The organism is Pseudomonas baetica (assembly GCF_002813455.1).
Taxonomy (GTDB): Bacteria; Pseudomonadota; Gammaproteobacteria; order Pseudomonadales; family Pseudomonadaceae; genus Aquipseudomonas; species Aquipseudomonas baetica.
In genome coordinates this window covers 6,394,657-6,411,939 of record NZ_PHHE01000001.1, presented here as the reverse complement: position 1 = coordinate 6,411,939, position 17,283 = coordinate 6,394,657, and the positions used below count along the sequence as shown (strand labels likewise).

Below are 17,283 nucleotides of genomic sequence, written 5' to 3'. Positions count from 1 at the left end.
GGCTCCCTCACCACAAGGTTTACCTCACGCCCGCAACAACATATACCCCGCCACCACCAGACACACGCTGGCAAACCCCACCTGCAACGCCCGCGCCGGCACCCGCGCACAAAGCTTGCGACCGATGATCATCCCCACGATGCTGGCGACGATGAACGCCGCACCAAGGCTGTCGATCCGCACTCCGGCATGAAACGCGCCGATCACCCCGATCGCCGAAATCAGGCTGATCACCATCAACGACGTGGCAACGATGCCGCGCATCTGCACGTCGGTCAGTTGCTTGAACGCCGGCACGATCAGGAAGCCGCCCCCCACACCCAGCAACCCGGACACCACCCCGGTGACCGCCCCCAACGCCGCGAGCGTCGCGGTGCATTTGGCGGTCCAGTCGAAGCGCCCGGTCTCTGCATCGAGCATGCAGTTCTTCTGCCCCCAACTGCCGTGACCGTGATCGCTCGGCCCTGCTTCCTGACGCTCGCGACGCAGCATGCGCCAGGCAACCATGACCATCAGCAGACTGAACAGGATCATCAGGATCTTCTCCGGCAACTGATGCGCGAAGTAGATCCCCAGCGGCGAAAACACCGCGCCCAGTGCGGCAATCAACAGCGCCGCGCGGTAACGCACCAGACCATGACGCAAGCCATCGATAGCGCCGACCGCCGCCGCACTGCCGACGGCAAACAACGCCACCGGCGCCGCCTGGGTCATCGTCCAGCCGAGCCCGAGCACCAGCGCCGGTACCGCGAGAATCCCGCCGCCGGCCCCGGTCAGCCCGAGAACCAGCCCCATCACTACGCCAAACAGACTTGCCAGCAACATAGGGAGTACTCAGTCAACCTTCGACAAACCGGTCAGCCACTCGCGGCCCTTGAGCATGCCGTTCCAGTAGAACCACGGCAGCAATGTTGCCTTGAGCCACCAGGCCGAACGACGCGGCACGGTCGGGTCCAGTGCAAAGGTCGGCAGCAATTTGCCGGCGTAGCCGAACTCGGCGAGGATCACTTTGCCCTTCTCCACCGTCAGCGGGCAGGAACCGTAGCCGTCGTACTTCAGCGGCAGCGGCTGTTGTTTGCGCAAGGCCAACAGGTTTTCCGCGACCACGACGACCTGCTTGCGCACGGCCGCCGCGGTTTTCGCGTTGCTGGTGCCGCAGATATCGCCGAGCGCGAACACCTCGGGGTAGCGCGGATGTTGCAGGCTGTGCGGATTGACTTCGCACCAGCCGCCGGCGTCCGCCAGAGGGCTTTGCGCGATGAAATCCGGCGAAACCTGCGGCGGCACGACGTGCAGCAGGTCAAAGGTTTTCGCCTGTTGGCCGACGTTGCCGTCGGCGTCCCTGACCTCGAACCACGCGGTTTTCGCCGGGCCGTCGACCTTGAGCAGATTCGCGTTGAACGCCAACCGCGCGTTGTACTTCTCGATGTACTTCATCAGCGGCGGGACGAATGTCGCCACACCGAACAGCGCGGCGCCAGCGAGGTTGAACTCGACTTCGACCTTGTTCAGCACGCCGCTTTTGCGCCAGTAATCACAGGACAGATACAACGCCTTTTGCGGTGCCCCGGCGCATTTGATCGGCATTGCCGGTTGAGTGAACAGTGCCTTGCCGCCGCGCAGTTTCTGCACCTGATCCCAGGTGTACTGCGCGTGCTGATAGCTGTAGTTGGAGGTCACACCGTGCTGGCCGAGGCTTTCCTGCAAGCCTTCGATTTTTTCCCAGGCCAGACGCAGGCCGGGGCAGACGATCAGGTTTTGGTAGCTGACGGTGCGCTGATCGTTGAGGGTGAGTTGGCGATTGTCGGGATCAATACTCGTAACCGCTGCCTGAACCCAAGTTGCCTGACGCGGCATCACTTTGCTCATCGGTCTTACGGTGTCTTTGACGTCGTAAGCGCCACCCCCGACCAGCGTCCAGGCAGGTTGGTAATAGTGCTTGTCGCTCGGTTCGATCACGGTAATGTTCAAGTGCGGATCGCGCTTGAGCAGACTGGCGACGAAGCCAATGCCGGCAGTGCCGCCGCCGATGACCACGATATCTGCACTGATGGATGGGCCCCAGTGTTGATCGTTCATTGCTTGTTCCTTATGGCTGCACGCAAGGATTTTCGGCCATCACACAAATCCCAATGTGGGAGCGAGCCTGCTCGCGAAGGCGGACTATCAGTCGAGTAAAGTATTGACTGAACCGCCGCTTTCGCGAGCAGGCTCGCTCCCACAGGGTTGATGTGTTCTGGCAGGTATTTATGGGTGACCGAGGCTTTTCAGCACCGCGCCGCAATACAAGCCGGAGAGGGTTTTCATCACCTGGATGACTTCAGGGCTGGCAAGGCCGTAAAAAATGTACTTGCCTTCACGACGTGTCGCGACAAGCCCTTCATCGCGCAGGATGCCCAACTGCTGAGACAGCGTCGGCTGGCGCACACCGGTCATTTTTTCAAGCTCGCCGACGTTGCGCTCGCCTTGGGTCAACTGGCACAGGATCAACAAACGGTCCTCATTGGCCATCGCCTTGAGCAGCGCACAGGCCTTTGACGCCGACGCGCGCAATTGCGCGACTTCACACTCGGTCAGACTGGATTGCATTTGCATGATGCCTTCAACGTCACTTAAGCTGCGAACATTATGTTTTTACATAAAGTGTTGCAACCCCGACTGACTTTTCGTCCTCCCGTACAGGTCCACGTCCATGCCCGCGCTGATTGAAGCTTTCCTCGACCCCGCCTCCTCGACCTACAGCTATGTGGTCTACGAGGCCAACGGCGGACAATGCGCGATCATCGACCCGGTGCTCGATTACGATGGCGCCGCCGGGCGTACCTGCACCGCCCAGGCGGACAAGCTCATCGCCTTCGTCCGCGCGCATCACCTGCAAGTGCAATGGCTGCTGGAAACCCACGCCCACGCCGACCACTTGTCCGCCGCGCCGTATCTGCGCCGGGAGCTGGGCGGCAAGATCGCCATTGGCGAGTCGATCAGCAAAGTGCAAAACGTGTTCAAGGCGCTGTTCAATCTGGAGCCGGAATTCTGTGTTGATGGCTCGCAGTTCGATCACCTGTTCGCGCCGAACGAGTCATTCCAGATCGGCAATCTCAACGCCACCGCACTGCACGTGCCTGGCCACACCCCGGCGGACATGGCCTATTTGATCGACGGCGAACAGATCCTGGTCGGCGACACGCTGTTCATGCCCGACGTCGGCACCGCGCGCTGCGACTTCCCCGGTGGCAACGCTCATCAACTGTTCAACTCGATCAAGAAACTGCTGGCCTTCCCGGCCGGCGTGAAACTCTACGTGTGCCACGATTACCCGCCGCAGGGTCGAGAACCGCAGTGCCAGACCACTGTCGGTGAGCAGCGCAAAAGTAACATTCACGTGCATGACGGCATCGATGAAGCCGCGTTCGTCGAAATGCGCACGAAGCGTGATGCCGGGTTGGGCATGCCGACATTGTTGTTGCCGGCGATACAGGTGAACGTGCGGGCGGGGAATTTTCCGGCGGCTGAGGACAATGGCGTGGTGTATCTGAAGATTCCGATCAATAAGCTTTAACGTCAAAAGATCGCAGCCTGCGGCAGCTCCTACAGGAGAAATGCGAATCCAATGCAGGAGCTGCCGCAGGCTGCGTTTTTTTGATCTTCACGCCCCCAGCGTCAACCCATTCGCCGGCAACGGCAACGCTGTCTTATACCGCACCTGCTTGAGCGCAAAGCTCGACCGGATATTCGCCACCCCCGGCACTTTGGTCAGGAAGTCCATCATGAATCGCTCCAGCGACTGAATCGTCGGCACCAGCACCCGGATCAGATAGTCCGGGTCACCGGCCATCAGGTAGCACTCCATCACCTCGGGGCGGTCGGAAATCGCTTCCTCGAAATGTTGCAGGGCCTCTTCCACCTGCTTTTCCAGGCTGACGTGAATAAACACGTTCACATGCAAGCCCAGCAAATCGGCATCCAGCAACGTTACCTGCTCGCGAATCAGCCCTAATTCTTCCATCGCCTTGACCCGGTTGAAGCACGGCGTCGGCGACAGATTTACCGAGCGTGCGAGGTCGGCGTTGGTGATGCGCGCGTTCTCCTGAAGGCTGTTGAGAATGCCGATATCGGTACGGTCCAGTTTGCGCATGAGACAAAACCACCTGTTTTTTATGTTTATGCAGAATTTCTATCTGCAAATGATCGCCAGCGCAACGAAACAGAGATAAATATTCTTCTTGCCCGGGCCTATGATTGTTGTAGGACAAGATTTCTTCTACCGAAGAATGACTGCCAGCTCACTACAAGAAATTCACAAGATCGAGCGTAGAAGCCATGACCCAAGCGTATGAACCGCTGCGTCTGCACGTCCCTGAACCCTCGGGCCGCCCAGGCTGCAAAACCGATTTTTCCTACCTGCATCTGACCGATGCCGGTACGGTGCGCAAACCTTCCATCGACGTAGAACCCGCCGACACCGCCGACCTCGCCCGTGGCCTGATCCGCGTGCTCGACGACCAAGGCAATGCCCTCGGTCCGTGGGCCGAGAACGTCCCGGTCGAGATCCTCCGCAAAGGCATGCGCGCCATGCTCAAGACGCGGATCTACGACAACCGCATGGTGGTTGCCCAGCGTCAGAAAAAAATGTCGTTCTACATGCAAAGCCTTGGCGAAGAAGCCATCGGCAGCGCCCAGGCTCTGGCGTTGAACATCGACGACATGTGCTTCCCGACCTACCGTCAGCAAAGCATCCTCATGGCCCGCGAAGTGCCGCTGGTCGACCTGATCTGCCAACTGCTGTCCAACGAGCGCGATCCGCTCAAGGGCCGTCAGCTGCCGATCATGTACTCGGTCAAGGAAGCCGGTTTCTTCACCATTTCCGGCAACCTCGCCACCCAGTTCATTCAAGCGGTTGGCTGGGGCATGGCTTCAGCGATCAAGGGCGACACGAAAATCGCCTCGGCGTGGATCGGCGACGGCGCCACCGCCGAATCGGACTTCCACACGGCCCTCACCTTCGCTCACGTTTACCGGGCGCCGGTGATCCTCAACGTGGTCAACAATCAGTGGGCAATTTCCACCTTCCAGGCGATTGCCGGTGGTGAAGCCACCACTTTCGCCGGACGCGGCGTCGGTTGCGGCATCGCCTCGCTGCGCGTCGATGGCAACGATTTCTACGCTGTGTACGCCGCTTCCGCCTGGGCTGCCGAACGCGCCCGCCGCAACCTCGGCCCGACCATGATCGAATGGGTCACCTACCGCGCCGGCCCGCACTCCACCTCTGACGATCCGTCGAAATACCGTCCTGCCGATGACTGGAGCCACTTCCCGCTGGGCGACCCGATTGCCCGCCTGAAACAGCACCTGATCAAGGTCGGCCACTGGTCGGAAGAAGAGCACGCCGCCGTCAGCGCCGAGCTTGAAGCCGAAGTGATTGCCGCACAGAAACAGGCCGAACAATACGGCACCCTCGCCGGCGGCCAGATTCCGAGCGCCGCGACCATGTTCGAAGACGTCTACAAAGAGATGCCGGAGCACTTGAAGCGCCAGCGTCAGCAGTTGGGGATCTGACATGAACGATCACAACAACAATATTCAGTTGGAAACCGCCATGACCACGACCACCATGACCATGATCCAGGCCCTGCGCTCGGCCATGGATGTGATGCTTGAACGTGACGACAACGTCGTGGTGTTCGGTCAGGACGTCGGCTACTTCGGCGGCGTGTTCCGTTGCACCGAAGGCCTGCAGACCAAATACGGCGCCTCGCGGGTGTTCGACGCACCAATTTCGGAAAGCGGCATCGTCGGTGTCGCCGTCGGCATGGGCGCTTACGGTCTGCGCCCGGTGGCTGAAATCCAGTTCGCCGACTACGTCTACCCGGCGTCCGACCAGATCATTTCCGAAGCCGCGCGCCTGCGCTATCGCTCGGCCGGCGAGTTCACCGCACCGATGACCCTGCGCATGCCTTGCGGCGGCGGCATCTACGGTGGCCAGACTCACAGCCAGAGCATCGAGGCGATGTTCACCCAGGTCTGCGGTTTGCGCACGGTCATGCCGTCCAACCCGTATGACGCCAAAGGCCTGTTGATCGCCTCCATCGAAAACGATGATCCGGTGATCTTTCTGGAACCGAAACGCCTGTACAACGGCCCGTTCGACGGCCACCACGACCGCCCGGTAACGCCGTGGTCGAAACACCCGCAAGCCCAGGTCCCGGACGGTTACTACACCGTGCCGCTGGACGTTGCCGCGATCACCCGTCCGGGCAAGGACGTCACCGTACTGACCTACGGCACCACCGTGTATGTCTCGCAAGTTGCCGCTGAAGAAAGTGGCGTCGACGCCGAAGTCATCGACCTGCGCAGCCTGTGGCCGCTGGATCTGGAAACCATCGTCAAATCCGTGAAGAAAACCGGCCGCTGCGTGGTGGTCCACGAAGCCACCCGTACCTGTGGTTTCGGCGCCGAACTGGTGTCGCTGGTGCAAGAGCACTGCTTCCATCACCTGGAAGCGCCAATCGAACGCGTCACTGGTTGGGATACCCCCTACCCGCACGCGCAAGAGTGGGCGTATTTCCCAGGCCCGTCCCGAGTGGGCGCGGCGTTGAAACGGGTCATGGAGGTCTGAATGGGCACGCACGTTATCAAGATGCCGGACATCGGCGAAGGCATCGCAGAAGTAGAACTGTCGCAGTGGCACGTCAAGGTCGGTGATCTGGTCGTTGAAGATCAGGTGCTGGCGGACGTGATGACCGACAAGGCGATGGTCGATATTCCGTCGCCGGTTCATGGCAAGGTCATTGCCCTCGGCGGTCAGCCGGGTGAAGTGATGGCGGTCGGCAGTGTGCTGATCAGCATTGAAGTGGAAGGTGCGGGCAATCTGAAAGAGTCGGCTCCTGTAGCTGCAAAAGAGCCTGTTGCGCCGAAAGTCGAAGCGGTCGTAGAGAGCAAACCTGCCGCAGCCGCCGCACCGCGTCCGGCTGCTGTTTGCCAGGGTCCGATGGTTGCCCGCGAAGCGGATGAACGACCACTGGCCTCCCCGGCCGTGCGCAAACATGCGCTGGATCTGGGCATTCAATTACGTCTGGTACGCGGCTCCGGCCCGGCCGGTCGCGTGTTGCACGATGACCTCGAGGCCTATCTGGCGCAAGGTCAGTCCAACGCCTCGGCGCCTGCATCCGCCGCTTACGCCCAGCGTAACGACGAAGAACAGATTCAAGTGATCGGCATGCGCCGCAAGATCGCCCAGCGCATGCAGGACGCCACCCAGCGTGCCGCGCACTTCAGTTATGTCGAGGAAATCGACGTCACCGCGATTGAAGAACTGCGTGCGCACCTGAATGAAAAACACGGCGCCAGCCGTGGCAAGTTGACGTTGCTGCCGTTCCTCGTCCGCGCACTGGTCGTCGCCCTGCGCGACTTCCCGCAGATGAACGCCCGTTACGACGACGAAGCCCAGGTCATCACTCGCCTTGGCGCGGTGCATGTCGGTGTTGCCACGCAAAGCGATGTTGGTTTGATGGTGCCAGTGGTGCGTCACGCCGAAGCCCGCAGCTTGTGGGACAGCGCCGCCGAGATCTCACGCCTGGCCAATGCCGCGCGCAATGGCAAGGCCAGCCGCGATGAACTGTCAGGCTCGACCATTACCCTGACCAGCCTCGGTGCGCTGGGCGGCATTGTCAGCACACCGGTGCTGAACCTGCCGGAAGTGGCGATCGTCGGCGTCAACAAAATCGTCGAACGGCCAATGGTGGTCAAAGGCCAGGTGGTGATCCGCAAGATGATGAACCTCTCCAGCTCGTTCGATCACCGCGTGGTCGACGGCATGGACGCGGCACTCTTCATCCAGGCCATTCGTGGCCTGATCGAACAACCTGCCACTCTGTTTGTGGAGTAAGTGATGTCGACTTTGAACACCACGCTGCTGATCATCGGCGGCGGCCCCGGCGGTTACGTCACGGCCATTCGCGCCGGGCAACTGGGCATACCGACCATTCTGGTCGAAGGCCAATCGCTGGGCGGCACGTGCCTGAACATCGGCTGCATTCCGTCGAAAGCACTGATTCATGTGGCCGAGCAGTTTCACCAGACACAGCATCACAACCAGCATTCGGCACTGGGCATCAGTGTTTCGGCGCCGACGCTGGACATCAGCAAAAGCGTTGAGTGGAAGGACGGCATCGTTGATCGCCTGACCACCGGCGTCGCCGCACTGCTCAAGAAGAACAAGGTTCAGGTCATCACTGGTTGGGCCAAGGTTATCGATGGCAAAACCGTGGAAGTCGGCGACACGCGCATCCAGTGCGAACACTTGGTGCTCGCCACCGGTTCAACCAGCGTCAACTTGCCAATCCTGCCGATTGGCGGCCCGATCATCTCTTCCACCGAAGCATTGGCGCCGAAGTCAGTGCCCAAACGTCTGGTCGTGGTGGGCGGTGGTTACATCGGTCTGGAGCTGGGCATTGCTTATCGCAAGCTTGGCGCCGAAGTCAGTGTGGTCGAGGCGCAGGATCGCATCCTGCCGGCCTATGACGCTGAGCTGACACAACCGGTGCACGACGCGCTGAAGCAACTCGGCGTGAAGTTGTACCTCAAGCACAGCGTCCTGGGCTTCGACGGCAGATTGCAAGTGCGCGACCCGAACGGCGACACCCTGAATCTGGAAACCGATCAGGTGCTGGTGGCCGTGGGTCGCAAACCCAATACCCAAGGCTGGAACCTCGAAGCGCTGAATCTTGAGATGAGCGGTTCGGCGATCAAGATCGACAGCCGCTGCCAGACCAGCATGCGCAACGTCTACGCCATCGGCGACTTGAGCGGCGAGCCGATGCTGGCTCACCGTGCCATGGCCCAGGGTGAAATGGTCGCCGAGTTGATCAGCGGCAAAAATCGCGAATTCAATCCGACCGCCATCGCTGCCGTGTGCTTCACCGACCCGGAACTGGTGGTGGTCGGCAAGACACCGGACGAGGCCAAGGCTGCCGGGCTGGACTGCATCGTCTCCAGCTTCCCGTTCGCCGCCAATGGCCGGGCGATGACGCTGGAGTCCAAAAGCGGCTTCGTGCGCGTGGTCGCTCGTCGGGACAATCATCTGATTGTCGGTTGGCAGGCGGTGGGGGTCGGGGTTTCCGAGTTGTCCACGGCGTTCGCGCAAAGCCTGGAAATGGGCGCGCGGCTGGAAGACATCGGCGGGACCATTCATGCGCATCCGACCTTGGGTGAAGCGGTGCAGGAAGCGGCGTTGCGTGCGCTGGGGCATGCACTGCACTTGTGATTGCCCAACCCTGATCGTTCCCACGCTCTGCGTGGGAATGTCTCATCGGACGCTCCGCGTTCGGCTCTTGGGACGCAGAGCGTCCCGGGCTGCATTCCCACGCAGAGCGTGGGAACGATCAAAGGCGTGAATTGCGGCTGCGAAACCGCTCAAGAATGAAGTATTGTTGTGCCCATCCAAAAAACGTCAGAAGCCTTGAACCGTTTCGACGGTTGTTCAGTGATAGAGGGTGTCATGGGTAACGAAAGCATCAATTGGGACAAGCTGGGTTTTGACTACATCAAGACCGACAAACGCTATCTGTCGTACTTTCGCGATGGCGAGTGGGACAAAGGCACCCTGACCGAAGACAACGTGCTGCACATCAGCGAAGGCTCGACTGCCCTTCACTATGGCCAGCAGTGCTTCGAAGGCATGAAGGCCTATCGTTGCAAGGACGGCTCGATCAACCTGTTCCGTCCGGACCAGAATGCCCTGCGCATGCAACGCAGCTGCGCGCGTCTGCTGATGCCGAACGTCGACACCGAGCAGTTCATCGAAGCCTGTAAGGCAGTGGTTCGTGCCAACGAGCGCTTCATCCCGCCGTATGGCACTGGCGGCGCGCTGTACCTGCGCCCGTTCGTGATCGGCGTGGGTGACAACATCGGCGTGCGCACCGCACCCGAGTTCATCTTCTCGATTTTCTGCATTCCGGTTGGCGCCTACTTCAAGGGCGGCCTGACCCCGCACAACTTCCAGATCTCCAGCTACGACCGCGCCGCCCCACAAGGCACCGGCGCAGCCAAGGTCGGCGGCAACTACGCCGCCAGCCTGATGCCGGGCTCGAAAGCGAAGAAAGCCAACTTCGCCGACGCGATCTACCTGGACCCGATGACCCACACCAAGATCGAGGAAGTCGGTTCGGCCAACTTCTTCGGGATCACCCACGACAACAAGTTCATCACACCGAACTCGCCATCGGTATTGCCGGGCATCACCCGTCTGTCGCTGATCGAACTGGCGAAATCGCGTCTGGGCCTGGAAGTGGTTGAAGGCGACGTGCTGATCGACAAGCTGTCGGACTTCAAGGAAGCCGGTGCTTGCGGTACCGCTGCGGTGATCACCCCGATCGGCGGCATCAGCTACAACGACCACCTGCACGTGTTCCACAGCGAAACCGAAGTCGGCCCGGTCACCCAGAAGCTCTACAAAGAGCTGACCGGTGTGCAGACCGGCGACATCGAAGCGCCAGCGGGCTGGATCGTCAAGGTTTGATCTGACGGCTGCTGATGCACAAAAGCCCCCATCGGGAAACCGGTGGGGGTTTTTTATTTAAAGCGATCTTTTGATCTTTCATTTCAACGCGATGCGTTTACCGGTGCGCCCGGCAATCCCGCTCGCCTGCCCATTCTGCTGTTTGCCCATCCGCGCCTGGGTAATCAGCCCGGGGATCAATTCTCCCTCCGGCAAATTCTTCCAGAACCGTACCGGCAAATGCCCCTGCATGACCTTCTCGTTCAATCGCGCCGGATTGAAGATATGGCTGTAATAGGTCAGCCACAGATCACCATGGGGATCGTCGACGTTCTGCGCCAGTTGCTGCCACTCCACCGGGCATTGGCGCTGGTGTATCAGTTGTTCGCCGTCGTAATAGACGCCGTCACGCGGTGTGGCGATCAACCAGCGATGCTGTCCCATCCGCCCGATGAAATGCTCACTGGCGCTGTGCAGAATGTCGTGAGCCGGTTCGTGCCACGCCACGTATTGTGGACCCGGCAAATCTTTCGGCCGTTCGATGAAACGCACGAACGCATGCAAATGGTGGGCTTCGCGGTGCACTTGCTTGATCCGACGTTGCAACTCGCTGCCCAGTTTGTCCCCGGCCATCATCGCCGTACGGTCGCCGTGACTGACCCGCCACAACACCTCGTACAGCAGACTCCAGCGCTGATCGCCGCGATAACGCGAGGCTTGCTCCAGTGTGTCGAGCAGCGCGCGAGGGATGCGGGCCTGAAACGGTCCCTGGCCCTCGGGCACCGAAACATCGCTGGCAAACAGGTCGCCGACACCCTCCGCGGCCCAACTCACCAGACTGGGATCGATCTCATGACTCAGCAACCAGCGCGCCTGCTGGCGCCAGGTGTCGAACAGGTCGTCGCAATCCAGATTGATCATCCCCACAACCCCATTTGCTGCGGCTGCGGCCGGTCGCGCAATTGCTGATAGAGCATGTGGCTGGTGACCTCGGCCTGCTGCGGGTGATAGTCGCTGGTGATAATGAACGGCTTGGCCTTGGCCAGCACGCAGCGCATGCGCGCGACATCTTCGTAGCGGATCCGCCGCTGCCGACGCAGTTCCACCAGACGTTCGGTGGTGCGCAGGCCAATGCCGGGGATGCGGGCGATCAGTGCGGGCTCGGCGCGGTTCAGATCCAGCGGGAAGACCTCGCGATTCTGCAGCGCCCACGCCAGTTTCGGGTCGATATCCAGCGCCAGATTGCCCGGCCCCTTGAGCAGCTCACCGGCACTGTAGCCGTAACTGCGCAACAGGAAATCGGCCTGATACAAGCGGTGTTCGCGCATCAGCGGCGGCGCGGCCAGCGGTACGCTTTTCGGGCTGTCGGGGATCGGGCTGAACGCCGAGTAATAGACCCGGCGCAGGCGGAAATTGCCGTACAGGCTCTGGGCGCTGTGGAGAATCGTGCTGTCGTCGGTATCATCGGCGCCGACAATCATCTGCGTACTCTGCCCGGCCGGGGCGAACTTCGCCGAACGAGGTTCGTTGAGTACCGTTTGCACACCGGTATAGATGGTGTTCATGGCCTGCTTGATCGAGCCGATCTGCTTCTCCGGCGCCAGGGTTTGCAGGCTGGCATCGGTGGGCAATTCGATGTTCACGCTCAAGCGATCGGCGTATCGCCCCGCTTCTTCGATCAGGGCCGGATCGGCTTCGGGAATGGTTTTGAGGTGGATATAGCCACGAAACTCATGCTCTTCGCGCAGCAACTTCGCCACGCGTACCAGCTGCTCCATGGTGTAGTCCGCCGAACGGATGATCCCCGAGCTGAGAAACAGCCCGCTGACACAGTTTCGGCGGTAGAAGTCCAGGGTCAGGCTGACCACTTCTTCAGGCGTGAACCGTGCCCGCGGCACGTCGCTGGAACGGCGGTTGACGCAGTATTGGCAATCGTAGAGACAGAAATTGGTCAGCAAAACCTTCAACAACGAGACACAACGCCCGTCCGGCGTATAGCTGTGGCAAATGCCCATGCCGTCAGTCGAGCCCAGACCGCTCTTGCCCTCGGAGCTGCGCTTGGGCGCCCCGCTGCTGGCGCAGGACGCGTCGTATTTGGCGGCGTCGGCGAGGATGCTGAGCTTGTCGATGATTTGCATGGCGAACGCTCTGTACTGGTTGTACATACAGTATCCGCTTCACAACGCAGGGACAAGCGTTCGAATAGCCCTTCGTCGGTAAAGACGAAGGTCGAAAGATCGCAGCCTTCGGCAGTGCCTATAAAACCCTGTCTGTTGGATCAGGGATAGGGGACCAAGGCTTCGTAAAGCGAACTGCTGGGTTGCCGAAAATCAATCGGCTAAAAGCCAGGTTGAGTTACTCCGCCCTCCATGTATCCCTACCACGCCCCAGCGCTGCAAGACAGGCAATATATAATTAATGCAGCGCACACCGTTATTCTCCAGACGCGACGAGGTACATAGGGGACCAGAGTCGGTGGCACTATTGCTGGATCCCACCAGACATGGGTTTTCAATTCCATGCGCATTATGAAAAAGATGAGCAAGTGCTGCGACAAACGCAGCTTGACTGATCGCAATTGCTTGGGGAGGAATTTCAATGGAGTCTGGATTGACTTGAGAAACTTCAAACTCCCTACCATTTATGTGATCGGGCGTCATAAAAACCTGACCAACCGCCAGACCTCGCCAAAGACTTGACACTCGAGCTTCGCATTGAACACACATATCCTCACCTACTTTTTATAGATCACACAACACTGCTCGTTAACTTGCTTTAGCTCGACCACAGCAGAATTATAAATATCAATTAACCGATAACACAACTCAATCGAAGTCGACCAATTACTTGTCTTGTAGGGCTCACCAATATTGAGCGTTACGTCTCCGCTGGCAAGCGAAAAGCTATAGTCCTTATGGCCTTTGTGGATCCCAAGGTTATGCACTGTATTACGTAGCGCTCCGTAAAATTCGACAACTGCTTTATCGCTGACAGCCTCATCGGAGCTCTCTGAAATCCTGGAAAGAATATGGTCAACCTTTCCCTTCCCTGACATATAAGGACTGCCTTTTTCCAGTATATTTCTTAGTGCTTGCTGCTCCACACCTGCGCCTGCCGCCTTCTGGTAGTTGAGCATTTGCTGAATTACATATTTCTCCTTCTTCTCATACCGCGCAGCATCTGTTTCCTTTATTAACTCGTAAAGCCTCGCCATCCAAAACTCGAATACTGAATAAGAGCTTACTGTAAAATCCAGAAAACTCCTGCCGATCATGTCATTAACACGATTGCCGTACATTTCTCTAATGCCTTCCATTGCCATTCGAAACAGTCGTTCGTCTTCTTCTTGAAAATTATCCTGTTTTACTTCAGCAAGGAGTTCCTGAAGCGGTCCGCGCTCTGGCAGGCAGTTGGTCACTTCATCATTCATGAAAAAGTATAAAAGCACATCGACCGCACCCGACATATCACTAAAGAAGGTGTGTCCCATTCGCGGTTCGGCTCGCGGCTCCGTCCGCAAATCCAAATCAAGCATATCGTCACCAAAGAGGCAATGACCTTTCAGCATGATCAGCTGATAAATGCGCGACTTGTTATTCCTATCGAACTCAATTGCCTTTTTATACATAACAACTCCCTGTTTACCCAAACGATCCATATTCGAAAAATCAACATTATTATTGCGGCGTTTGTATGTATCTGCCTAGCGTCCAACCTGTGTTTCTCAGAACTTCATGCCAAACCACACCTCCATCTGCACACGGCCCTGCTCAGTCACCCCCAACGCCCGACTGTCCAGATCCTGCGTTACCCACTTGCGCTTCAACGCCGTCTGCAACAGTGCGGCCCCCAGCGATCCACCCAGATGCGGCCGGCGCATGCTCCAGTCCAGGCACGGGCAGGCGAACCGCCGACGCTGCGTCGACAAACTCGCGACCTCAACCCCCAATCCCTCAAACAAAGCCTCACCACTGTCGCTCAAGCGATATGCCTGCTCGTCAATCTGCACCAGCCATCCCGCCTCGATCAGGCGATCGTGCAGCAACACCGCCAGCGTCCCGGCCATATGGTCGTAACAAGTGCGGGCGAATTGCAGGCGATCCGGCGTGTGCGGTTTGAAGGTGGGCGCGGCGCTTTGGCTGATCACCATCAAGGCTTCCAGCGCCTGGGCCACGCGTTGGTCGGCGAGGCTGTGATAACGATGGCGCCCCTGCACATGCACACGCACCAGCGCTAGATCCTTGAGCCTGGCCAGATGCGCGCTGGCAGTGGAGGCGCTGACTTCAGCAATGGCTGCCAGTTCAGTGCTGGTGCGGGCGTGGCCGTCCATCAGTGAGCAGAGCATTTTGGTCCGTGCTGGCTCCGCGATGGCGGCGGCCACCTGCGAGACGCCAATGTCTTGATCTTCTGCGTGCACATTTCGCTCCCCGACGAATCATCGCCGCCTTGGACTGAAGATACTCGCATGACTTTCCCACCGACAAGGCTGTGAACCATGGACCCCATCATTGCTGCGACCCATGCCGACCCCTACCCCTACTACGCCACATTGCGCGCCGAAGGTGGGCTGACCTTCCATCACGGATTGAAATTGTGGATCGCCAGCAGCGCCCGCGCGGTGTGTGCGGTGTTGGCACATGCCGATTGTCGAGTGCGTCCGGTACAGGAACCGGTGCCCAACGCAATTGCCGAGGGTACGGCGGGCAAGGTGTTCGGGCTGTTGATGCGGATGAATGACGGTGAGCGTCAGCGCTGCCCGCGCTCAGCGGTCGAGCCCGAATTGGAACTGATCGATGTCGCCGCCGTTAACGCGCGGGTGGCCGCGCGCCTGATCAGCGCAGATGCCCACGGCTTATATAAGGCAATGTTTCGCGGCCCGGTGTGCGTGGTCGCCGCGTTGCTCGGCTTCACTCCGGCGCAAGGCCGAGCGATCAGCGAGTTGACCGCAGAATTCGTAGCGTGCCTGTCGCCCTTGAGCAACGACCTGCAACTGGCGGCGGCCCACGCGGCGGCGGAACAGTTGCGCGGTTGTTTCATTGAATTGCTCGCTGAGCCTGAAAGCGCTTTGCTGAGGGGTATCCAGAAGCGGTTTACAGGCGACGAGGAAACCCTCATCGCCAACCTGATCGGCCTCTGCTCGCAGACCCATGAAGCCACTGCCGGCCTGATTGGTCATGCATTGATCGCACTGCAACGCCAGCCGTCATTGCGCGATGCATCGATGGACGCGCTGCTGGCTGAAGTTCAGCGCTTCGACCCTTCAGTGCAGAACACCCGGCGTTTTGCGGCGCAATCCTGCGAAATCGACGGTGTCCGCGTTGAGGCCGGCGATGTGATACTGGTGCTGCTGGCCTCGGCCAACCGCGATCCCTTATTGAATGAACAACCTGACCGGTTTCTGCTGGAACGACCGAATCGCCGCAGTTTCAGTTTTGGCAGCGGGCGGCATCAATGTCCCGGACAGAGCCTGGCGATGAGTATTGCCGCGGCCACCGTCAACCAAATCCTTGCCAACGACATCGACCTGACACAGCTCACCTGGCGCTACCGCCCTTCCCTGAATGGGCGAATTCCGTTGTTCAGTATTAGCAGTGCGTAAGGCTGTGACGCTGTGGCAGATGGGCAACATCTGCCAGGATAAACGGCGTGTGAGCCCTGAGATAAATCTCGACGTTCTCCAGCGAATGCAACAATTCGCTGGAGGACTTCAACAACGAACCGGAAACCGGAAATCGTCCGGCGACCGGTTGACTGGCGGGTGGTCAACCATTCGGCGGGGCGATAAATCATGTGTTCGACATCCATTGCCCTGAGCCCTGAAAGCATTCAATAAACACACATTTCGCCTCAATCCTCCCGCGTCAAAACCTCCAGCAACTCGATCTCAAAGACCAGATTCGAATTCGGCGGGATCTTGCCCATGCTTCGCTCGCCATAGCCAAGATGTGCCGGCACCCGCAACTTACGCTTGCCGCCAACCTGCATGCCCATCAAGCCTTGATCGCAACCTTTTTCTATATGACCCTCTACTTTTATTGGTCATCGATACAGCAATCCCTGTCTAGGAGGGCATCGGCGGCATCCAAAAGTCAGCATGTAAGACGTATGCTCGCCCCTTGGCAGTCAACGTGACGTACCGACGACCATTGTAGTATTGGAATTCGATCAATTTCCTTGCCTCCAGCACGTCCATCGCCCCGTCTGCTTCCAACAGATTCAACCCAATGCGACTCGGGAACTCACTTGCCGAACACTCTTTGCCTTCGCTGTCATAGGTTGCGATAACGGCGATCACTTTGTCTTGATCTTCTGTCATAGGCGGCAACGCCGGATTTTGCAGCTCTGCAATCTTCGTGTTGGCAGCATCCAGTTCGATTCCAGCAGAATCCAATTCTGTGCGTGCCACTCCCAGTGCAAGCTTGGCGGCGTCCAACTCGGAATTGGCTGTTTTCAGCTTCGCAATAGCCTCTCTCGCTCTCGCAAATGCCTTTTCCTGCTCTGCCTTAGCAAGCCCCACTTGGTGACGCCGATCCAGAAAACTCCAGACACCAAACGCCCCCAGCAGCGTTGACACGATTGTCACAACCCAAAACAGCCACAGGTGAACCGGAATCGTTTGGCTCAGCCAAACCCCCACTGCTACAAACATCGAGCTAAAAAGCGAAACGTCGTAATAGCTCTCCGCCAGTTTTGTAGCGGGGATGCCCAAGACGGGAACGAGTGTCGCTGCCGCTAGCCATTTGAACCACTTCCACCCGGAGCGCTGCTTTACGTTGTCCATCTGCATCCCT

General features: G+C 59.0%; 16 protein-coding genes and 1 pseudogene. 7 read left to right on the top strand and 10 right to left on the bottom strand.

Annotation, left to right across the window (positions count from 1 at the left end; translation table 11 throughout):
* Nucleotides 1-24 precede the first annotated feature (24 nt).
* The 3 genes from ATI02_RS29885 to ATI02_RS29875 all read right to left on the bottom strand — a co-directional run bounded on the left by ATI02_RS29885 (nt 25) and on the right by ATI02_RS29875 (nt 2,589).
* Nucleotides 25-825, bottom strand: coding sequence for a sulfite exporter TauE/SafE family protein (locus ATI02_RS29885; RefSeq protein WP_095190186.1), 801 nt, complete (start codon nt 823-825; stop codon nt 25-27).
* Between the two features lie 9 nt (nt 826-834).
* Nucleotides 835-2,079 (bottom strand): NAD(P)/FAD-dependent oxidoreductase, encoded by a 1,245-nt coding sequence (locus ATI02_RS29880; RefSeq protein WP_100848159.1) that lies wholly within the window; start codon nt 2,077-2,079, stop codon nt 835-837.
* A gap of 168 nt (nt 2,080-2,247) precedes the next feature.
* A complete protein-coding gene (locus ATI02_RS29875) occupies nt 2,248-2,589 on the bottom strand; it encodes an ArsR/SmtB family transcription factor (RefSeq protein WP_095190188.1) in 342 nt (113 codons plus the stop codon).
* A gap of 103 nt (nt 2,590-2,692) precedes the next feature.
* Between ATI02_RS29875 and ATI02_RS29870 the strand changes: the two genes are divergently transcribed.
* Nucleotides 2,693-3,556 carry an MBL fold metallo-hydrolase gene (locus ATI02_RS29870; RefSeq protein ID WP_100848158.1) on the top strand — a complete coding sequence of 288 codons (864 nt, stop codon included), beginning with the start codon at nt 2,693-2,695 and terminating at the stop codon, nt 3,554-3,556.
* Between the two features lie 87 nt (nt 3,557-3,643).
* On the opposite strand, the gene bkdR is transcribed toward ATI02_RS29870, so the two are convergent.
* On the bottom strand, nt 3,644-4,132 hold the full coding sequence (gene bkdR, locus ATI02_RS29865) for a Bkd operon transcriptional regulator BkdR (RefSeq protein ID WP_025111414.1): 489 nt from the start codon (nt 4,130-4,132) through the stop codon (nt 3,644-3,646).
* A gap of 185 nt (nt 4,133-4,317) precedes the next feature.
* Here bkdR and ATI02_RS29860 point away from each other — a divergent pair, with 185 nt between their 5' ends.
* The 5 genes from ATI02_RS29860 to ATI02_RS29840 all read left to right on the top strand — a co-directional run bounded on the left by ATI02_RS29860 (nt 4,318) and on the right by ATI02_RS29840 (nt 10,513).
* Nucleotides 4,318-5,553: a 3-methyl-2-oxobutanoate dehydrogenase (2-methylpropanoyl-transferring) subunit alpha gene (locus ATI02_RS29860; RefSeq protein ID WP_095118320.1), complete on the top strand. Its 1,236-nt coding sequence runs from the start codon at nt 4,318-4,320 to the stop codon at nt 5,551-5,553.
* Nucleotide 5,554: 1 nt separating this feature from the next.
* Nucleotides 5,555-6,613 (top strand): alpha-ketoacid dehydrogenase subunit beta, encoded by a 1,059-nt coding sequence (locus tag ATI02_RS29855; protein WP_008086973.1) that lies wholly within the window; start codon nt 5,555-5,557, stop codon nt 6,611-6,613.
* Nucleotides 6,614-7,882 (top strand): dihydrolipoamide acetyltransferase family protein, encoded by a 1,269-nt coding sequence (locus ATI02_RS29850; protein ID WP_095190191.1) that lies wholly within the window; start codon nt 6,614-6,616, stop codon nt 7,880-7,882.
* Nucleotides 7,883-7,885: 3 nt separating this feature from the next.
* On the top strand, nt 7,886-9,259 hold the full coding sequence (gene lpdA, locus ATI02_RS29845; RefSeq protein WP_100848157.1) for a dihydrolipoyl dehydrogenase: 1,374 nt from the start codon (nt 7,886-7,888) through the stop codon (nt 9,257-9,259).
* Between the two features lie 234 nt (nt 9,260-9,493).
* On the top strand, nt 9,494-10,513 hold the full coding sequence (locus ATI02_RS29840; protein ID WP_100848156.1) for a branched-chain amino acid aminotransferase: 1,020 nt from the start codon (nt 9,494-9,496) through the stop codon (nt 10,511-10,513).
* A 78-nt stretch (nt 10,514-10,591) separates the two neighbouring features.
* Here the strand turns inward: ATI02_RS29840 and ATI02_RS29835 are convergent, their stop codons facing one another.
* The 4 genes from ATI02_RS29835 to ATI02_RS29820 form a co-directional block, all read right to left on the bottom strand.
* Nucleotides 10,592-11,413, bottom strand: coding sequence for a TIGR03915 family putative DNA repair protein (locus ATI02_RS29835; protein ID WP_100848155.1), 822 nt, complete (start codon nt 11,411-11,413; stop codon nt 10,592-10,594).
* The gene (locus ATI02_RS29830; RefSeq protein ID WP_095190194.1) at nt 11,410-12,630 is read right to left on the bottom strand and encodes a putative DNA modification/repair radical SAM protein; all 1,221 of its coding nucleotides are present in this window, start codon (nt 12,628-12,630) and stop codon (nt 11,410-11,412) included. The genes ATI02_RS29835 and ATI02_RS29830 overlap by 4 nt, the downstream gene beginning before the upstream one ends.
* Nucleotides 12,631-13,226: 596 nt before the next feature.
* Nucleotides 13,227-14,150: a hypothetical protein gene (locus ATI02_RS29825; protein ID WP_157815159.1), complete on the bottom strand. Its 924-nt coding sequence runs from the start codon at nt 14,148-14,150 to the stop codon at nt 13,227-13,229.
* Nucleotides 14,151-14,216: 66 nt separating this feature from the next.
* The gene (locus ATI02_RS29820; protein ID WP_100848153.1) at nt 14,217-14,909 is read right to left on the bottom strand and encodes an ArsR/SmtB family transcription factor; all 693 of its coding nucleotides are present in this window, start codon (nt 14,907-14,909) and stop codon (nt 14,217-14,219) included.
* 78 nt (nt 14,910-14,987) lie between these two features.
* On the opposite strand from ATI02_RS29820, the gene ATI02_RS29815 reads away from it, so the two are divergent.
* On the top strand, nt 14,988-16,091 hold the full coding sequence (locus ATI02_RS29815; RefSeq protein WP_100848152.1) for a cytochrome P450: 1,104 nt from the start codon (nt 14,988-14,990) through the stop codon (nt 16,089-16,091).
* A gap of 248 nt (nt 16,092-16,339) precedes the next feature.
* Here ATI02_RS29815 and ATI02_RS29810 read toward each other — a convergent pair.
* Both ATI02_RS29810 and ATI02_RS29805 read right to left on the bottom strand, forming a co-directional pair.
* A pseudogene (locus ATI02_RS29810) lies at nt 16,340-16,516 on the bottom strand (FKBP-type peptidyl-prolyl cis-trans isomerase); the annotation flags it as partial.
* A gap of 37 nt (nt 16,517-16,553) precedes the next feature.
* Complete coding sequence (locus ATI02_RS29805) at nt 16,554-17,273, bottom strand: hypothetical protein (RefSeq protein WP_146166091.1); 720 nt, start codon at nt 17,271-17,273, stop codon at nt 16,554-16,556.
* Nucleotides 17,274-17,283: the final 10 nt, after the last annotated feature.

Bases quoted from the DNA above. Each gene is read 5' to 3' on its own strand.
- ATI02_RS29805 (WP_146166091.1), bottom strand. From the start codon at position 17,273: ATGGACAACGTAAAGCAGCGCTCCGGGTGGAAGTGGTTCAAATGGCTA.
- bkdR (WP_025111414.1), bottom strand. From the start codon at position 4,132: ATGCGCAAACTGGACCGTACCGATATCGGCATTCTCAACAGCCTTCAG.
- ATI02_RS29850 (WP_095190191.1), top strand. From the start codon at position 6,614: ATGGGCACGCACGTTATCAAGATGCCGGACATCGGCGAAGGCATCGCA.
- ATI02_RS29815 (WP_100848152.1), top strand. From the start codon at position 14,988: ATGGACCCCATCATTGCTGCGACCCATGCCGACCCCTACCCCTACTAC.
- ATI02_RS29880 (WP_100848159.1), bottom strand. From the start codon at position 2,079: ATGAACGATCAACACTGGGGCCCATCCATCAGTGCAGATATCGTGGTC.
- lpdA (WP_100848157.1), top strand. From the start codon at position 7,886: ATGTCGACTTTGAACACCACGCTGCTGATCATCGGCGGCGGCCCCGGC.
- ATI02_RS29855 (WP_008086973.1), top strand. From the start codon at position 5,555: ATGAACGATCACAACAACAATATTCAGTTGGAAACCGCCATGACCACG.
- ATI02_RS29825 (WP_157815159.1), bottom strand. From the start codon at position 14,150: ATGGATCGTTTGGGTAAACAGGGAGTTGTTATGTATAAAAAGGCAATT.
- ATI02_RS29885 (WP_095190186.1), bottom strand. From the start codon at position 825: ATGTTGCTGGCAAGTCTGTTTGGCGTAGTGATGGGGCTGGTTCTCGGG.
- ATI02_RS29860 (WP_095118320.1), top strand. From the start codon at position 4,318: ATGACCCAAGCGTATGAACCGCTGCGTCTGCACGTCCCTGAACCCTCG.
- ATI02_RS29840 (WP_100848156.1), top strand. From the start codon at position 9,494: ATGGGTAACGAAAGCATCAATTGGGACAAGCTGGGTTTTGACTACATC.
- ATI02_RS29875 (WP_095190188.1), bottom strand. From the start codon at position 2,589: ATGCAATCCAGTCTGACCGAGTGTGAAGTCGCGCAATTGCGCGCGTCG.
- ATI02_RS29835 (WP_100848155.1), bottom strand. From the start codon at position 11,413: ATGATCAATCTGGATTGCGACGACCTGTTCGACACCTGGCGCCAGCAG.
- ATI02_RS29830 (WP_095190194.1), bottom strand. From the start codon at position 12,630: ATGCAAATCATCGACAAGCTCAGCATCCTCGCCGACGCCGCCAAATAC.
- ATI02_RS29870 (WP_100848158.1), top strand. From the start codon at position 2,693: ATGCCCGCGCTGATTGAAGCTTTCCTCGACCCCGCCTCCTCGACCTAC.